The following is a 16,582-nucleotide window of genomic DNA, read 5'->3' on the forward strand; positions in this document are numbered from 1 at the left end:
CCACGCTGTAGATATGCCGGCTGAATGCCATGAATGGAAATTAGCCTGCCTAAATTTTTATTTTGATCGGACACTAGGCTTCGGCGGTTGTCGGGTCAATGATGGTTCGGATCTTAGAAATACGGTTTGCCGGAAATCCGCCACGGGTAGCATGTTCGCGGATCATTTCTTCATTCGGTGCGATATACACACAATAGATCTTGTCGTCAGTGACGTAGCTCTCGATCCGGTGGATACTCGGTCCCAGTTCACTTAGCACACTGCAGGATGTTTGAGAGACGGCCCGCAGAGCCTCAGTTGTTGAACCGCCGACGCCTGGAATTTCTCGTTCGATCAAATATTTGGGCATAGATCACCTCTTATTTAGAAAAATTATTCTCAAATAATAACAAACAAACTGATCATGAATGTAATAACACTGACAGTTAATATAAAATGGGAAGTGATTTCAAGAACAAATCCAAATCGTCAGGTAGAGATCTAAATGAAAAAGTTTTGTGTTGTCGCCATTGTCGTCATTTCGTATTCAATTTCAGCATTTGCCCAGCAGCCTCCAATAACCGCCGCTGACTACGCTCGTGCTGAGAAAATGCTTGGTTTTGCCACGGCTCCCTTTGTAGATCGTGCAGGAGCTCGTCCAACATTTTTGCCGGACGGGCGTTTTTGGTATCGAGTATTGACGGCAACCGGCAGCGAATATGTACTGATTAATCCGGTTGACGGAACACGAAAGGCCGGTGCGACAATGGCAGACATCGGTGTGACTGCTCCGGCCGGCGGGGGCGGACGTTTTGCCGGGGGCAATGCGGTCAGATCGCCGGACGGGAAGAAAGAGGTCTTCATCAAGGACTGGAATCTATGGGTCCGCGACATTGAATCGAAAAAGGAAACGCAATTGACGACCGACGGCATTAAGGATTTTGGCTACGCCACTGACAATGCCGGCTGGACGCATAGCGACAGGGCAATTCTGCTATGGTCACCTGATTCTAGAAAGATCGCTACATTCCAGCAGGACCAGCGTCACGTCAGCGACATGTACTTGGTGACAACCAACGTAGGTGCCCCAAAACTAGAAGCCTGGAAATATCCTCTCCCTCAAGACACCGAGATCATCAAGATCCACCGAGTGATCATCGAGGTCGACACGGCAAAGATGATCCGTCTGAAGGCCGCTCCGGACGACCGCCGCAGCACGCTGTGCGACGATATCTCGTGTGCCGGCAGCTTTGATGATAACGAATGGAGTGCTGATGCAAAGACGCTGGCATTTGTGTCGACCTCGAGAGACCACAAGGCGGCAAAATTACGTATAGCTGATGCCGCTACCGGCCAGGTTCGCGAGGTAATGGAAGAAGTGGTCGCGACGCAATACGAATCAGGCCAGGGTGCCGTTAACTGGAAGTTTCTGCCGGCGACCAAAGAAGTGATCTGGTATTCGGAACGCGACGATTGGGGGCATCTATACCTTTACGATCTGACGACCGGAAAGCTCAAGAACCAGATCACAAAGGGAAACTTTGTGGTCACTCGATTGCTGAAGATGGATGAGGCTGCTCGCGTACTCTATTTCGAGGCAAACGGCCGCGAACCAGGCCGCGATCCTTATTTCACACATTTTTATCGTATCAATTTTGACGGCACTGGCCTCGCATTGTTGACCCCAGAGGACGGCAATCATCAGGTGACCATATCGCCGGATGGCAAGTATTTTGTTGATAATTTTTCGAAGGTGGACGTTCCAAACGTCGCGGTTTTGCGGGATATGACCGGAAAACTGATCGCGAATCTCGAAAAGGCCGAAATCTCTCGCCTCGCCACAACGGGTTGGAAGCCGGCCAAGCCTGTCACCGTGAGATCAGCGGATGGAAAATGGGATCTATACGGCGTGATGTTCACGCCAACAAACCTCGATCCGAAGAAGAAATATCCAGTGATCAACTATATTTACCCGGGCCCGCAAGGCGGTGGAGTCGGGCCGCGTTCGTTTAATGCTTCGCGGAGCGACCATCAGGCCCTCGCGGAACTAGGATTCGTCGTAGTTGTCATCGACGGAAGCTGCAATCCTGACCGTTCGAAATCGTTCCACGACGCCTGTTACGCCAATATGGTTGAGAACACGCTAAACGATCAGATCGCCGGATTGAAGGAACTAGCGGCGAAAAATCCGTATATGGACCTGACGCGCGTTGGCGTTTGGGGGCACTCGGGCGGCGGCTATGCGACGGCGGCGGCGATGTTTCGTTTTCCTGATTTTTATAAGGTTGGCATTTCCGAGTCGGGCAATCATGACAACCGCAACTATGAAGACGACTGGGGCGAACGCTACATCGGTTTGATGAAATACGACGCCAACTGGAAATCGAACTATGAGGACCAAGCGACGCAGAATTTTGCCAAGAACCTGAAAGGCAAGCTCCTGCTCGCCCACGGAGGCATGGACGACAACGTCCCGCCGTATAATACCTATCTCGTCGTTGATGCACTGATCAAAGCAAACAAGGATTTTGACCTTCTGATCCTGCCAAACGCCCGTCATGGCTACGGCGGAGACAGCTATTACATGATGCGTAGGCGTTGGGACTATTTTGTAAAGAATCTGCTCGGTGTCGAGCCGCCAAAGGAATACAAGATCATTCCTAAACCGGATCCGAGAATGGCTCAATAGCAGAAACCCAACCGGTGGGGAGTGTGTCATTCGGCCATGGCACATTCTCGCTGGTCCTTTTAGATCTTCCCCACAGCCTTTTCAAATCTTTCTGCAATATTGATCGCCTTTTGCAGTGTCGGTTCGATCGGACTTGCGTCTGTAAGGTCGGACATGAGGCTGCTTAGAGAGATCACGCTGTCTGTTGCGTTGACGCGATGATATTTTTTTCGGGCAGTCATGAGGTCGCCGATGAGGTTGGAATTTTCGCCGTCCAGCATTTCGACGTTTAGGAGTTCCATCAGCGACGGCGTGTCCGACGTTTCAATGGTAAATGCCTTGTCGAAAGGCTCGTGGCCGATGGTCGTGTCTTCAGAAAAATAGCTCGCGACGTGTTGATAGAACATCTCGGGGCGTTTGATCTCAAAGGAGATCGCTATCGGCAACTGCATCGAAACTTCAATCGCCGCAAAATGGTACGCCGAGGATTTTCCTTTCGGCACGGAGTAGCGAGTAATTCTGACGGACCGGCCGTCACGAGTGCCGATCATGTCCTTGTTTAAGCCTCCGGAAGGATGGTCGATCGACATGCCTAATTCGCGGGCGGCAAGTTCCCAACTGTCACGCCGCTTATTGACTATTCCGGCCAGCACGCGTACAAAAATATAGCCGCCAATTAAGGTGCCCGCGATGATCAGTACCATAATCATCGCTAACATCACCATGCCCTCTCCAGATGACAATGGTTCTGATTTAGAGAACAATATGCTCAGGAAAATGAACATCGGCGTGCGGTTATTCGTCTAATTTTTTCGTCTCGTCCTCGCTTCCGTCAAAGAGCGAACTGACAGATGTGTGATAAGGCGGAAGCGACGCAGCTTCGTCAGCCATGTCTTTTTCTAATTTCGCGACGGCGTCGCGGGCACGTTCGAAATCTTCGGATTGTATTTTGAGCGTTAGTTTGCCGTCTTTGTAGGGCAATTCGTTGAGTTTAGCAAGCGACTTGACGCGGATCTCGACCTTAGCGCCGCGTTTTAGAACGCCTTTTTTGAATTTGACGTCGAGTATCTCATCCGTCGCGAGTCGGGCCTCTTTGACGCCGTTCGAGATCAGCCCAAACAGCTTCGACTCAAACTCAAGCACGACCCCTGCGGACGAGAATTTTGCCACACCATTGATCTGTGACATCCCGCTATCGGTCTTAAATGGAACACTGGTGAAGCTATATTGCATCGAGTTATTAAAGATCTGCGGCCCTGGTCTCATTTTCGTCACCGTGACGTTCGAATTCGGCCTCTTTTTCCTTTTCGCTCACGATCGTCAGAAAGGTCAATGCCGCAGAGACCAGTGCGACCGCAATTCCGTAATAGAGAGTATCAAGGGCTGATTCTGACTGGAGCAGTTTCTGGACGAATTTGACTGCCATTACAGGGATCAGCACCACGCCGAATTTCGCTTTCAGCTCGTTTAGATTTTTAACGGTCATCCAGTCCGGTACAGACAGATCACCGACAAATAGCTCGTACATGCTGACCGAGATGACGATGAGAGCGATCGCGACCAGAAAGCTGTCTAGACTTTCGAATAAGACATAGAGCGTCGGCGAGTTGGTCTCGGCATGCAAGAACGCCACCTGAAGGACCTTGACGATCTTCTCGGCACCCACATACATCGCCGCGACGGCGCCGATCTGAAGACCAAGCACCGCAACCAACGCCAAATATCGCGACCTCTCAATTAACCATTTCATTGTCTTAACCGTGAACCTTGGATCTTAAGAGGTATTTCCCGATACCAAACAAACTGATCAACAACCAAAAAAATTCTACTACAAACGCAGGGAAGTTAAAGCTGAAATAGAGCGACACCAATATCAACGACGCCCCGGCCGCATTGAGCAGCGAATAAGAGAGCTGATCGCTTCGTATTCGTCCGAGTTGGAGCAGGACATACGTTACGACGATCGTCGCGACGCCGACCGTGCCGAGAATGTCGTACCAGGCCCACGTCATTTCATTTTGTAAACTCCGCCTTTTGGCCCGACGGCCCAGACAGCTTTCTTTCCTCTTGTGCCGACGGCGTTGAGGTCTTCCTTGCCAACGACTTTCCAACTCTTTCCGCCGTCACGCGATAAGTCTGTGCCGTTTGTGCCGACGGCGATAAGCGTATTCTTGTCTATGTATGCCACAGCCGAGCGATAGCCCGATAGGCCCGTCCCGAGTCTCCAAGTCTTTCCCTCCGTCGGTCGTGAACGCCAAATTGTCTTTCGCTTCGTTAGGTTTCTCGTAATTGCCGCCGACGATGACACCATTGTTTTTGCCTATCATAGCGATGGAAAAGATGCCACTGCCTGACGTTCCACTGATTAGCGGCGTCGCCGAACGATTCCATGAACGGCCATTGTCATTGGTAGTTAGTACTTCAGACTTCGTTCCTCCTGTTACGGCAATAGCCGGATGATGCGTTCCCGTTGTTATAAGACAGCTGCCGCTGGCGGCGAACGCTGCTTGATCTTTTTCCGCGGTGGAGCCGTCGCTTTCAATCGCCTCCCATTTACTGCCTCCGTAGTTTCGGATAAATAGGTACTTGCCGTCGACAGGGTCGGACATTGCCAGGCAACTGAAATTGTCCCAACAAGCTATCGCATCAAAAAAGGCTTTTTCATTGGTGTTTTTGAATTCCAATTTCCAGGTCGTTCCGCCGTCGGTGGTTTTGTATATGCGTGACGATTCGCCGTTGCCGATGCTGAGGATGTATGCGGTTTCTGCATCGAACGCCTCGATATCGCGGAAATCTAGTTTGGCAGCGTCGGGCACTTGGATCACATCCCACTTTTTGCCGCCGTCGATCGTGCGGATGACCGTTCCGCCGGTGCCGCTGGCCCAAATGACCTTTTCATTTACGACCGAAAGCCCGCGAAAACTCGCGGTCGTGTTGACGGTTTGCTTGACCCACTGAGCATTCGTAATCGTCGCAAAGATACCAACAAAAACGACGAACTTTACCAGTTGCATATAAACTCTCCGATAATTATTGAGTATTAATACTTTTTCCTGAAAAAGGTCAGTACACCATCCGTGCCCGTATCGTGCCTTTAATGCTCTTGAGTATTTCAAAGGCGTCTTTCGACAGTTTTGATTCGATGTCGAGGATCACGTAGCCGATCTGATCGTTTGTTCTTAGGACCTGGCCGGTGATGTTGATCTTGTTTTTCGACAAACGCGAGTTGATCTGACCAAGGATGCCCGGGATGTTTCGGTGAATATGCAGTATGCGGTGCGTTCCGGCCTGCGGCGAAAGACTCATCGGCGGAACGGTATGCGAGCCCTGCGAATCGCCGAACTCGAGATATTTGATCAGCTTTGCCGTCACGTCGAGGCCGATATTTGCCTGTGCCTCTTCGGTCGAACCGCCGACGTGCGGCGTGAGAATAACATTCGGCAGATTTTGCAGGACTGAGTAAAAAGCGTCGCCGCTTTTCTCGGGTTCCTCCGGGAAGACATCGACGGCCGCACCGGCGAGTTTGCCGGACTCGAGAGCATCTTTCAGAGCGTCAAGATCGACTACGTCGCCACGGCTGTGATTGATCAAAATGCTGCCTTTTCGCATCGATTTGAGCGTCTCGGCGTTGATCATGTTTCGCGTTGTTTCGTCCGAGGGAACGTGGAGTGTGACGATGTTCGAATGCTTCAACAATTCGGTGAGTTCGCGAGTTGGTTTTGCGTTGCCGAGCGGCAATTTCGTCGCGATGTCGTAATAGATAACATGCAGGCCCATTGCCTCTGCCAGATTTGACACCTGTGAACCGATATTGCCGTAACCGATGATCCCAAGAGTCTTGCCGCGTAGCTCAAAACTGCCTTTCGATTCCTTGAGCCATTCACCGCGATGTGCCGCAGCGTTCTTGTCCGATATTTTGCGGATCAGCATCACGCACAGCCCGATCACAAGTTCCGCCACGCTGCGCGTATTTGCATGAGGGGCGTTAAAAACGGCCACTCCCTTTTCTGTCGCTGCCTTGAGATCGACCTGATTGACGCCGATACAAAAACACCCGATCGCTACCAATTTGTCGGCCGCAGCAATGACCTTCGCATTGATGTGCGTTTTCGAACGGATTCCGATCAAATGTACAGCCTTCACTGCCGCGATCAACTGAGCCTCGCTCAAAGCGCCGTTCAACCTCTCGATCTCCAAATAACCGCTAGCATTCATCTCAGCCACCGCCGAGTCAGAAATATTCTCGAGCAAAAGGATCTTGATCTTGTTACGCGGATACGAAGTGGAACTGACTTTCATAAAGCATCAATTGTAACGGCAAAACGGCTTGAGAGGAAACAATTGAGCGTGTAATATTAAGTCGTTCCACGATCACAAATACCAACATGAGCGAAAACAAACAGACACGCCGCGAGATGTTGCGGAATACTGCATTGGCTGGATTTGGCCTCAGCCTTTTTGGAATTGAGACCGATGCGGCCGTCTCGGACGAAAATATTCTTAGCAAATTGCTTGAAGGGCCTGCACCGTCCGGGAAAACGATGATCGGTGTGCCATTTGAACGCCGCGAAACGGTCCGCGTGGGCATGATCGGCACCGGCTTGCGTGGGCAGAGCATCCTCAGCGAATTCGTCAATATTCCGAATGTCCGTGTTACTGCGGTGTGCGATGTCCTGCCGGAAAAGACCGACAAGGCGAAGGCGATCGTCGAAAAGGCAGGGCAGCCTTCGCCGACCGTTTATGTAAATGGTGATCGAGGCTATCGGGAACTGCTCAAGCGCGACGACATAGACGTAGTCTATGTCGCAACGCCGTGGGAATGGCACGTGTCGCAGTCGCTCGACGCGATGAAGGCGGGGAAACACGTCTGCTCAGAAGTTCCTGCGGCATATACGTTGAAAGAGCTTTGGGAACTCGTCGACACATCAGAACGCACTCGCAAGCACATGATGATGATGGAGAACTGCTGCTACGATTACGACGAGTTGCTGATCCTGAACATGGTGCGTGCCGGTGTTTTTGGCGAGTTGGTACACGGCGAAGCCGCGTATAATCACGACCTGCGGGCAATTTTATTCGAAACAAAGGACGAAGGCTTGTGGCGACGGGCTCATCATATGCTTCGCGACAGCAATCTATATCCCACGCACGGCCTCGGCCCGGTCGCGAATTACATGGACATCAATCGCGGCGACAAATTCGACTATATGGTCGCGATGAGTTCCGGTAGCCTCGGCCTACAGGATTATCGAAAAGAAAAGCTCGATGCCAACGATTCGCGACACAAGGAGGTATACAAGGCCGGTGACTACAACACCAATCTGATCAAAACTGCAAAAGGCCGTTCGATCATGGTGCAGCACAATGTCACGACTCCGCGTCCGTACGACCGCATCAACCTGATCCAGGGAACGAAAGGCATCTTCCGAGACTATCCGTCCCGAGTTTACGTCGAAAAAGACAAAGCAGACCACCGCTGGCAAACGATTGACGCCTACAAGGAAAAGTACGAACACAACCTCTGGCGCGTGGTCGGCGGGCAAGCCCGAAAGCTCGGCGGCCACGGCGGGATGGATTACCTGATGTGCTGGCGACTCGTCCAATGCTTCCGCGAAGGTCTCGTCCCCGACATGGACGTCTATGACGCCGCCGCCTGGAGCGCCCCCGGCCCCCTCAGCGAAATATCCGTCGCCAAAGGCTCAATGCCGATCAAGTTTCCTGATTTTACGAGAGGGAAATGGACGGGGGCGAGGACTTCGATTCCGTAAATACCCAACGCTAGCCTTTGATAACGGCCTTCAAGAATGCTTCTACGGTCGCCGAGCGGCCGAGCGGTCCGCTAAGAAGGACGAAAAGATTGACACCAATTGCGAGATATGTTGCCGGGTGCCTTAGCGTGCCGAACTTCCATGCTGCCACCACGACCATACCGATTATCAGAGCCTGCGTGACATAGCCCGGCGCTGTTATGTCGATGTTCGGCCAGTCGGCAAAATTTATCCCGATCCATACGTTTGTTAGGCCGCGGCCGAGCGCCGGCGTCATTATCAAAAAGACCGTCGAGATCAGCCACCATGAATGATTCTCGATCTCTTTGCGATGGATTATACTCTTGATGACCGCATATCCAAATGCCGTCATCATAACGATCTCGACTACGGCGACGCCGTAAAAGAACGAAGGCTCAAAAGGGCCAAACCGTTCAGGCTGCAAACGAGCATTGTCCGCATTCACGAGATCGCGGTACAACATGCTCAGCGCTGTCATACAAACGCCGCCCGCCACAAACATCCCGATGATCCCAAGCGTCCTATGCCTGACGATCTGGCCGTGCGTCGCGAAGTAGGGCTGAAGGATTAGAAAGAGATACCACACGGTCCCGGTCCAATAATGGACATGCACCGACCACGCATTCTCAGAGAAGTCGCCCCAATAGTCCATAAATATCCCTAGCTGCATGACGACCAGAGGGATGATCATCCACCTATGAAGATTCTTGTACTGATTCATGGCCGCGTCTACCCGTAGATCCGAACGTACTAAATTGTGTTTGGTCAGCAGAAGTATAACAAAAAAAACGAGAGGCCGGTAGCCTCTCGTTTCAATTACGATTTGCGGATAGTCGAAAGCTCTACATATGGATCGTCAGATCGTGCACGCCCTCTGCGGCTTCCATTACTGCTTCGGAGACGGTTGGGTGAGCGTGGATGATGCGGCCTAGTTCATCGGCGGTGGTTTCTAGGGCCATGCCGACGCAGGCTTCGGCTAAGAGCTCGGTCGCGTGCGGGCCGATGATGTGGACGCCGAGAACCTCGTCGTATTTTTTCTCAGAGACGATCTTGACGAAACCGTCGGTCTCGCCGAGGATGCGGGCCTTACCTGATGCCGAGAATGGGAACTTGCCAACCTTTACGTCGTATCCGGCGGCTTTGGCTTTCTCCTCAGTCAGGCCGACGCTGGCGACTTCGGGGTCGCAGTAGGTGCAGTTAGGGACGAGATTTTGTTTGATCGGCTCGACCTTTTTGCCGGCGATCTTTTCGACGACAAGAATACCTTCTTTTGAGGCGAGGTGAGCGAGCCATGCTGTATCAATGACGTCGCCGATGGCGAAGACGTTGGGTTCGTCGGTCTCGCAGTATTCGTTGACTTTGATCGTTCCGCGGGGATTGACGACGACTTTGGTGTTCTCAAGGCCGATGCCTTCGATCGACGGCATTCGGCCGACGGCGACGAGCAGCATTTCGGCTTCGAACGTCACATCAGCACCTTTTGAATTCTTGCCTGAGACCTTAACGCCTTTTTTGTCTTTTGTCAGCTTGTCGAGCTTGATGCCCGTCTCGCATTTGATGCCTTGCTTTTTGAATGCACGAGCCAACTCTTTCGAAACGTCAGCGTCCTCGATCGGAACGATGCGGTCCATTAGCTCAACGACCGTCGTGTCGCAGCCAAAGCGATGATAAACACTCGCAAATTCAACGCCCACCGCACCAGAGCCCATAACGACCATCGACTTTGGCACGTGGTTAAGCTCGAGAATGTGATCAGAATTAACGACCTGCTTGCCGTCAGTCTCGAAGCCGGGGATCGGCCGCACGACTGAGCCTGTTGCGATGATGATGTTCTTGGTCTCGATGGTTTGGGTCTTGCCGTCTGCCATAGCGACCTCGACCTTGCCTTTCCCAACGATCTTGCCAAAGCCGTTGAATATCGTGGCTTTGTTCTTTTTCATCAGGTATGTAACGCCGGCCGAGTTCTTCGCGACGACGTCGGATTTGTACTTCTGAACGCCCGCCCAGTCATAACTCAAACCCGAGACTTTCAGGCCGAAGTTCTCAAAGTGCGAAGCCTTTTCATACAAATGAGCCGCGTTCAGCAAAGCCTTGGTCGGAATGCATCCGCGAAGGCCGCACGTGCCACCCAACCGAGCGTCCTTCTCTTTTTCAATAATTGCAACTTTTAGTCCAAGCTGTCCCGCACGCACCGCCGCGACATAGCCGCCGGGGCCCGATCCGATAATTGTTACGTCAAATTGTTCTGCCAATGTAGTGTCCCTCAACTAAGTAAACGTCGTTCAAAGCAAAACTTGATTATAAGAATTTAAGCCCGTTCTTGCTAGCCGAGAAGGCGAACCATTTCTTAAGATCCGTTTCACCATTCAACGGGGTAACTGCAAACACAAAAAAACGGCGAATAGATCATATTCGCCGCAAGGAATGAACTTCGAACTCCGACTATTTTTTTGGCATTTCAAAAATGCTCGAATAATCCTTCATCAACGCCTGAAACTTCTCGACAGCTCCGTCGCTTTGGGCCATTTTCATAGCGTTCTTTGTCGCAACGTCCGTCAGCGTTTTCATATTGCTTGTTACGCTGTCTTCGAGCTTTTTCTTCACGTCTGCGCTGACCTGCATTCCGACCGCATCTTTAATGGCGTCCCATTTAGCTTTGAGGCCGGCTTTTTTGCCGTCAAATGCTTTTTGAGCCGCAGCGATACCTTCGGCAGACGGATCGGAATCGATCTTCGATGTAAGTTCTTTAGTTACAGATTCAAATTCGGTGATGAACGCGTTGATCTCAGCATCTTTGCTGCAGCCGGTTAGGCCGATGCAGAACATCGCGATCAGAAATAGGGTTACTTTTTTCATTTTCTACTCTCCAAGTGTAATATCTAGTTTCTTACCAAAACTGTATCTAACGAACGGTTTGTTACAGGAAATCTGCAAAATATTACAGGAAAACAATGAACCATTCAAGTGAGTTTTTGGAAATTGTCGAAGTTGCGAAAAGCCGAGTACCGGAAGTGACGGGTTGCCGGAAAAATCGATGTCCGAGAAAATGATGAATTCAAAACAGCCCTCGCCCAGGGTGCCAAACATGTGGGAGGGGCGTCTTAGACCGCGATATCGTTCAAACGTTTCACGATAAATCGGCGGAATTGATCTTGTACTGCGCCGTCGGATATCGATCGGCGCTTGCAGCCGATATGATCCAGAGAATCGGCGATTCAAACATATGGTTTCTGGCCGTCGGTTGGGCGGCATGGCAAGAGGCAGGAGCACCAATCGAAACAGCAATATTTTAACGATATGAAGACCGATATTGAAGCACGTAGAGCACGAGTGAGAGAGATCCAAGAGCAATTTGCAGTACGTGGAGACTCAATGGGTTGGTTTGAGGCTCTTTATCAAGAGGCCGCCGGCGACAATGAGGTGATTCCGTGGGCGGACCTCGAGCCGAATGCGTATTTTCGAAAGTGGGCAGAGGCTAAAGGGCTTAAGGGGGAAGGCCGAACGGCTTTGGTCGTCGGCTGCGGTCTTGGCGACGACGCTCGGTATCTTCACGATATAGGGTTCAAGGTGACAGCGTTTGATATCTCGCCGACTGCTGTTGATTGGGCTCGGAAACTTCACGCAGACACCGATATTGTGTTTGAGACATGCGACCTGTTCAAGCCTTTTCGCGGCTGGTTAGGGGCTTTCGACTTTGTTCTCGAGATCTATACGATACAGCCGTTGCCGTTGATTATGCGGCCGCAGGTCGTTGACGCGATTGCCGGGTTTGTAAAGGAAGGCGGGAGAATTGTCGTTGTGACCCGAGGCCGCGAAGATGACGTCGAGCCTGATGAATTGCCTTGGCCGATGTCCCGCCGCGACCTCAGCCGCTTTGAGTACAACGGCCTGACGCAAAACGACTTTGTCATCATGCCCGGCGAAGAAGGGGAGCCGCCGCGGTTCGTTGTCGAATATGTCCGCGCGAAAGACTCGGCCTAACTGAACATGGCACTTCGATCGGAGAATTTTGCCTTGAGACTACCGCAAACAACATCGCACAATTCGAAGACGGTATCGTCAGCGATCCTATAATAGACCGTGTTTCCGGCTTGTCGTTTGGCAACGAGTCCCTCGTCCTGCAGCATTTTAAGATGCTTGCTAACGTTCGGCTGTGTCGAATTTACGCCATTCGTTATTGAACCCACACTCGACTCGCCATTCTCAAGGAACTGCAGAATGTGCAGGCGTAGAGGCTCTGAAAGCACCTTAAATCTTGCCGCTACAACACTTACGGCCTCAGTAGACATTTTCTGGTGTTTATACTTTTTCATACTTGACAATATAACGATAGAGTTATATGCTCATATACAGATCGAGTATATTACCTAGGAGAACTAATTACAAGCATGACAATTAAACAAGCATCAGTACACGAGATCAATGAACTTTTGGACGGCGGCGGCGAATGTCAGGTTATTGATGTGCGCGAGTTTTCAGAATTCAACAGTGAGCGGATCGCAGACGCCCAATTGATGCCGTTATCCAATTTTGAAAAGCACGCTGACGAGATCGACCATACAAAACCCGTCTATATAATGTGCAGGTCCGGAAATCGTGCAAAGAACGCTGCGGAAAAGCTTGCAAGCAAGGGCTTTACAGATATTCACGTGATCGAGGGTGGAATGGTCGCATGGGCAGGTGCAAACCTGCCGGTCGTTAAGGGCGATTCAAAGGTCTGGTCGCTGGAACGTCAGGTGAGGTTTACTGCCGGTATGCTTGTTTTGGCAGGTGTAGTTCTCTCACTATTTGTCAGCTCGTATTTTCTAATGTTCTCGGCGCTTGTCGGCGCAGGGTTGATGTTTTCGGCCGCGACCGATACGTGTGCGATGGGAATGGCATTGGCCAAAATGCCTTGGAATAAGGCTCCAGTTAGCTGCGAGCCGGCGAAATAGGGATCACAATGTCGATACTTTTCATCATCGGATTGATCCTAAGTGCAGTGATCGGCTTGTCACTTGGGCTGATCGGGGGCGGCGGATCGATACTTACGGTCCCGATTCTCGTCTATCTACTTGGAGTCGGTCCGCATGAGGCGGTAGGCATGTCGCTAGCTGTAGTGGGGGCCACGAGCATACTTGGGTCGTACATGCATTGGCGGCGGGACAACGTCGATATCTCGACGGGTCTGTTGTTTGGTGTTGCAGGTATCATCGGAGCTCTTTTAGGTTCGCCTTTAACGAAATTGGTTTCGCCACAGGCTCTTCTGCTGATATTTGGTTTGTTGATGCTCGTGGTCGCCATTTCGATGATCTGGCGTCGAAACCATGCCATCGACGTATCACTTCACAAACCGCATCTTATCCAGGGGATCCTTGCTGGGTTGGGTGTTGGCATTTTGACGGGATTTCTTGGTGTCGGCGGCGGATTTTTGATCGTACCGGCTCTGGTGTTCTTTGGCGGACTGCCGATGAAAAAGGCGATCGGCACATCTTTGTTCGTCATATTTCTGAACTGTGCGGCCGGCCTTTTTGGCCACATGAGCCAGAGCACCTTTGATTGGCAACTGACGGGCATCGTGATGGCTTTGGCTGTCGCCGGTGCGGTGGTCGGAACTATTTTGTCCCATCGCATTGCGGCACAACGATTGCAGAGTATGTTTGCGGTTCTCGTTTTAGGGGTCGCAGCGTTCCTCGTGGTGAAAAACTACGCGGTTATTTTTTGAAATTGGTAAAATACACACACTTATTAGGAGAACTAAGATCATGCAATTCAAGCAATTTTATTTAGGATGTCTTTCGCACGCGTCGTATTATTTGGGGTCAGAAGGCGAGGCCGCGATCATCGACCCGCAGCGTGATGTCCAACAATATATCGATGAGGCAGATGCCAACGGTCAAAAGATCAAATACGTGATCGAAACACATTCGCACGCCGATTTTGTCAGCGGCCACATCGAACTCGCGGCGAAAACCGGTGCCGCGATCATCTATGGTCAACGTGCAAATACACAGTTTCCGACGCTCAAGGTGAAGGACGGCGATGAACTGTATGTCGGCAAGATCAAGCTCCGATTTCTCGAAACGCCCGGTCACACACCCGAAGGAATAACGATAGTTGCCGAAAACACTGAAGACCACGATGAACCACTTAAGATGTTCACAGGCGACACGCTCTTTATCGGTGATGTTGGACGGCCGGACCTAATTGGTTCCAAAGGATTCACCGCAGAGCAGATGGGATCGATGCTCTATGATTCGCTTCACAACAGCATTCTTGGATTTCCGGACGAAACTGAGGTCTACCCCGCACATGGTGCCGGAAGCCTTTGCGGCAAATCGCTTTCAAAGGAAACATGGTCAACGCTTGGCAACCAGCGGCAGTTCAACTATGCACTTCAGCCTATGAGCAAGGATGATTTCATAAAGATCGTCGCGGCGGACCAACCGGAGGTGCCGATGTATTTTCCGCTAAGTGCGGCGAAGAACCTTGAGGGCTCGGCGGCGTTGGACAAGATAACGGCTCCGAGAAAACTATCGACAGATGAGATCCGGAATTTCGACGGAGTAGTGATCGATGTTCGTCCAAGTGCCGGATACGGTGCCGGTCACATCCCAAACGCCATAAACATTTGGCTTGAGGGTCAATTCGCGTCATGGACAGGTACTATGATCCCAATTGGCACACCGATCGCGATCGCCGCTGACACTGTGGATCAAGTCGACGAGGCTTTCATGCGATTGGCCAGGATCGGTCATGAAACTGCGACAGGTTATATTCTGATGGGTGATTTTACCGGCGAAGTAAGGAAAACTGAACAGGTGCCGGTCAGTCAGGTCCGGGAATTGTTAAACAGTGGAATTCAGTTTGTCGATGTCCGACGGACAGCGGAGTATGCAAACGGCCACGCTAGTCAAACGATCAATTTGCCGTTAGACAAGTTGCCAAACGAGATCGGCAAGCTCGATCCTCAAAAGCCGACCTACATTATATGTCAAAGCGGCTATCGCTCCAGTTTGGGAACTAGTGTGCTTGAAAATGCCGGCTTCAGTGAGATTTACAATGTGATCGGCGGCACTGCCGCATGGATAAGTGAAGGCCTCGAAACCGAGGTTTCGGCGGCGGCCTGTGCAACGACGAAATAGGAGCAAGAAAATGAGGTTCATATTACTTTTCATTACCACAGCGATCTTTCTTCTTGGGGGCTGCCAGGCTGCACCGACAAAAAACACGGATTCTGGCGTACCTAATGTCGCGTCGGACATCAAAGAAGTGTCGCCAGCGGAAACCCAGACGGCGGTTTCTAAGGCATATTCACAGTTCATCGATGTCCGCACGCCTGCTGAATACACTGGCGGACACGCGGCACGTGCGGTTAACATCCCGCTCGACACGCTCGCGGCCAAGCTTGATACGCTTGAAAGGAATGAGCCGGTCTACATAATTTGCCAAACCGGAAGTCGTTCGAAGATGGCGGCGGAAATATTGAAGAGTGCCGGGTTCAATAATGTATTAAATGTGACCGGTGGAACGGTTGCATGGCAAACTGCCGGTTTGCCGATGGAGACGTTATCCCCTCATTCACCGACCGCCAATTCAAGCAAGCTCGACCAGAAAACGCAAGATGCTCTGATCTCGGCGCTTGCTGATGAGCGTCTGGCACAGGCGACTTATCAGGCAATTTTGAACAAGTTTCCGGGCTCACGTCCTTTCGTAAACATAATCGAAGCGGAAAAGAAGCATGAGTCCTTTCTGATCCCATTGTTTGCCAAATACGGTGTTGCGGTACCAAAGAACGAATTTGATCCGGCTAAGATCACCGTGCCCGACGATCTGATCGAAGCCTGCAAAGCGGGAGTGAAGGCAGAGAACGAGAACATTGCGTTGTACGATGGATTCTTTCAGTTTGTGAAAGAAACGGATATCAAAGAGGTCTTCACCCGGCTCCAAAGTGCGTCACGCGACAATCATCTTCCCGCGTTTACGCGCTGCAGCGAAGGTGGCGTGGGTGGTGGAAGAGGAAAAGGACGACCTCTCTAGGAGTGAAAATAAAATAAGATGTACGAACTTTTCATATTGGTTGGAATTTTGGGGTTTTGGCTTTTGCTTCAGCTCGTCGTATTGCCCCGATTGGGCTTTAACACCTGAATGCGTGGAGCATGTGACG

The 16,582-nt window shown here is 51.2% G+C and carries 19 protein-coding genes; 8 read left to right on the forward strand and 11 right to left on the reverse strand.

Features of this window, described 5'->3' with window-relative positions; genetic code table 11:
- Window positions 1–73 precede the first annotated feature (73 nt).
- Window positions 74–349, reverse strand: coding sequence for a DUF4242 domain-containing protein (locus IPK01_07520; GenBank protein ID MBK7933341.1), 276 nt, complete (start codon window positions 347–349; stop codon window positions 74–76).
- A 135-nt stretch (window positions 350–484) separates the two neighbouring features.
- Between IPK01_07520 and IPK01_07525 the strand changes: the two genes are divergently transcribed.
- Window positions 485–2,668, forward strand: coding sequence for a DPP IV N-terminal domain-containing protein (locus IPK01_07525; protein MBK7933342.1), 2,184 nt, complete (start codon window positions 485–487; stop codon window positions 2,666–2,668).
- A 59-nt stretch (window positions 2,669–2,727) separates the two neighbouring features.
- Here the strand turns inward: IPK01_07525 and IPK01_07530 are convergent, their stop codons facing one another.
- The 6 genes from IPK01_07530 to serA all read right to left on the reverse strand — a co-directional run bounded on the left by IPK01_07530 (window position 2,728) and on the right by serA (window position 6,946).
- The gene (locus IPK01_07530) at window positions 2,728–3,366 is read right to left on the reverse strand and encodes a hypothetical protein (GenBank protein MBK7933343.1); all 639 of its coding nucleotides are present in this window, start codon (window positions 3,364–3,366) and stop codon (window positions 2,728–2,730) included.
- A 76-nt stretch (window positions 3,367–3,442) separates the two neighbouring features.
- A complete protein-coding gene (locus tag IPK01_07535; protein ID MBK7933344.1) occupies window positions 3,443–3,880 on the reverse strand; it encodes a hypothetical protein in 438 nt (145 codons plus the stop codon).
- 7 nt (window positions 3,881–3,887) lie between these two features.
- Window positions 3,888–4,397, reverse strand: coding sequence for a YqhA family protein (locus tag IPK01_07540; protein MBK7933345.1), 510 nt, complete (start codon window positions 4,395–4,397; stop codon window positions 3,888–3,890).
- Between the two features lie 4 nt (window positions 4,398–4,401).
- On the reverse strand, window positions 4,402–4,659 hold the full coding sequence (locus IPK01_07545; GenBank protein MBK7933346.1) for a hypothetical protein: 258 nt from the start codon (window positions 4,657–4,659) through the stop codon (window positions 4,402–4,404).
- A 111-nt stretch (window positions 4,660–4,770) separates the two neighbouring features.
- Window positions 4,771–5,661, reverse strand: a complete 891-nt coding sequence (locus IPK01_07550; protein MBK7933347.1) for a hypothetical protein — start codon at window positions 5,659–5,661, stop codon at window positions 4,771–4,773.
- A gap of 49 nt (window positions 5,662–5,710) precedes the next feature.
- Window positions 5,711–6,946 carry a phosphoglycerate dehydrogenase gene (serA, locus tag IPK01_07555; protein MBK7933348.1) on the reverse strand — a complete coding sequence of 412 codons (1,236 nt, stop codon included), beginning with the start codon at window positions 6,944–6,946 and terminating at the stop codon, window positions 5,711–5,713.
- A 116-nt stretch (window positions 6,947–7,062) separates the two neighbouring features.
- On the opposite strand from serA, the gene IPK01_07560 reads away from it, so the two are divergent.
- A complete protein-coding gene (locus IPK01_07560; GenBank protein ID MBK7933349.1) occupies window positions 7,063–8,415 on the forward strand; it encodes a Gfo/Idh/MocA family oxidoreductase in 1,353 nt (450 codons plus the stop codon).
- 10 nt (window positions 8,416–8,425) lie between these two features.
- On the opposite strand, the gene IPK01_07565 is transcribed toward IPK01_07560, so the two are convergent.
- The 3 genes from IPK01_07565 to IPK01_07575 all read right to left on the reverse strand — a co-directional run bounded on the left by IPK01_07565 (window position 8,426) and on the right by IPK01_07575 (window position 11,292).
- Window positions 8,426–9,157, reverse strand: a complete 732-nt coding sequence (locus IPK01_07565) for a hypothetical protein (protein MBK7933350.1) — start codon at window positions 9,155–9,157, stop codon at window positions 8,426–8,428.
- 121 nt (window positions 9,158–9,278) lie between these two features.
- Window positions 9,279–10,688, reverse strand: a complete 1,410-nt coding sequence (lpdA, locus tag IPK01_07570; GenBank protein ID MBK7933351.1) for a dihydrolipoyl dehydrogenase — start codon at window positions 10,686–10,688, stop codon at window positions 9,279–9,281.
- Between the two features lie 190 nt (window positions 10,689–10,878).
- Window positions 10,879–11,292 (reverse strand): hypothetical protein, encoded by a 414-nt coding sequence (locus tag IPK01_07575; protein ID MBK7933352.1) that lies wholly within the window; start codon window positions 11,290–11,292, stop codon window positions 10,879–10,881.
- 290 nt (window positions 11,293–11,582) lie between these two features.
- On the opposite strand from IPK01_07575, the gene IPK01_07580 reads away from it, so the two are divergent.
- Both IPK01_07580 and IPK01_07585 read left to right on the forward strand, forming a co-directional pair.
- The gene (locus IPK01_07580) at window positions 11,583–11,729 is read left to right on the forward strand and encodes a hypothetical protein (GenBank protein ID MBK7933353.1); all 147 of its coding nucleotides are present in this window, start codon (window positions 11,583–11,585) and stop codon (window positions 11,727–11,729) included.
- Between the two features lie 4 nt (window positions 11,730–11,733).
- A complete protein-coding gene (locus IPK01_07585; protein MBK7933354.1) occupies window positions 11,734–12,417 on the forward strand; it encodes a class I SAM-dependent methyltransferase in 684 nt (227 codons plus the stop codon).
- Here the strand turns inward: IPK01_07585 and IPK01_07590 are convergent.
- Window positions 12,414–12,725: a winged helix-turn-helix transcriptional regulator gene (locus IPK01_07590; protein ID MBK7933355.1), complete on the reverse strand. Its 312-nt coding sequence runs from the start codon at window positions 12,723–12,725 to the stop codon at window positions 12,414–12,416. The two genes, IPK01_07585 and IPK01_07590, sit on opposite strands and share 4 nt — an antisense overlap.
- Before the next feature lie 99 nt (window positions 12,726–12,824).
- Here IPK01_07590 and IPK01_07595 point away from each other — a divergent pair, with 99 nt between their 5' ends.
- From IPK01_07595 to IPK01_07610, 4 genes are read left to right on the forward strand one after another with little or no spacing between them, the layout of a single operon-like run.
- On the forward strand, window positions 12,825–13,370 hold the full coding sequence (locus tag IPK01_07595; GenBank protein ID MBK7933356.1) for a rhodanese-like domain-containing protein: 546 nt from the start codon (window positions 12,825–12,827) through the stop codon (window positions 13,368–13,370).
- Between the two features lie 8 nt (window positions 13,371–13,378).
- Entirely contained in the window at window positions 13,379–14,140 is a 762-nt protein-coding gene (locus IPK01_07600) for a sulfite exporter TauE/SafE family protein (GenBank protein ID MBK7933357.1), read from the forward strand.
- 40 nt (window positions 14,141–14,180) lie between these two features.
- Window positions 14,181–15,560: an MBL fold metallo-hydrolase gene (locus IPK01_07605; GenBank protein ID MBK7933358.1), complete on the forward strand. Its 1,380-nt coding sequence runs from the start codon at window positions 14,181–14,183 to the stop codon at window positions 15,558–15,560.
- Between the two features lie 10 nt (window positions 15,561–15,570).
- Window positions 15,571–16,455, forward strand: coding sequence for a DUF2202 domain-containing protein (locus IPK01_07610; protein ID MBK7933359.1), 885 nt, complete (start codon window positions 15,571–15,573; stop codon window positions 16,453–16,455).
- Window positions 16,456–16,582: the final 127 nt, after the last annotated feature.

It is taken from the genome of Acidobacteriota bacterium, assembly GCA_016713675.1.
Lineage (GTDB): Bacteria > Acidobacteriota > Blastocatellia > Pyrinomonadales > Pyrinomonadaceae > OLB17.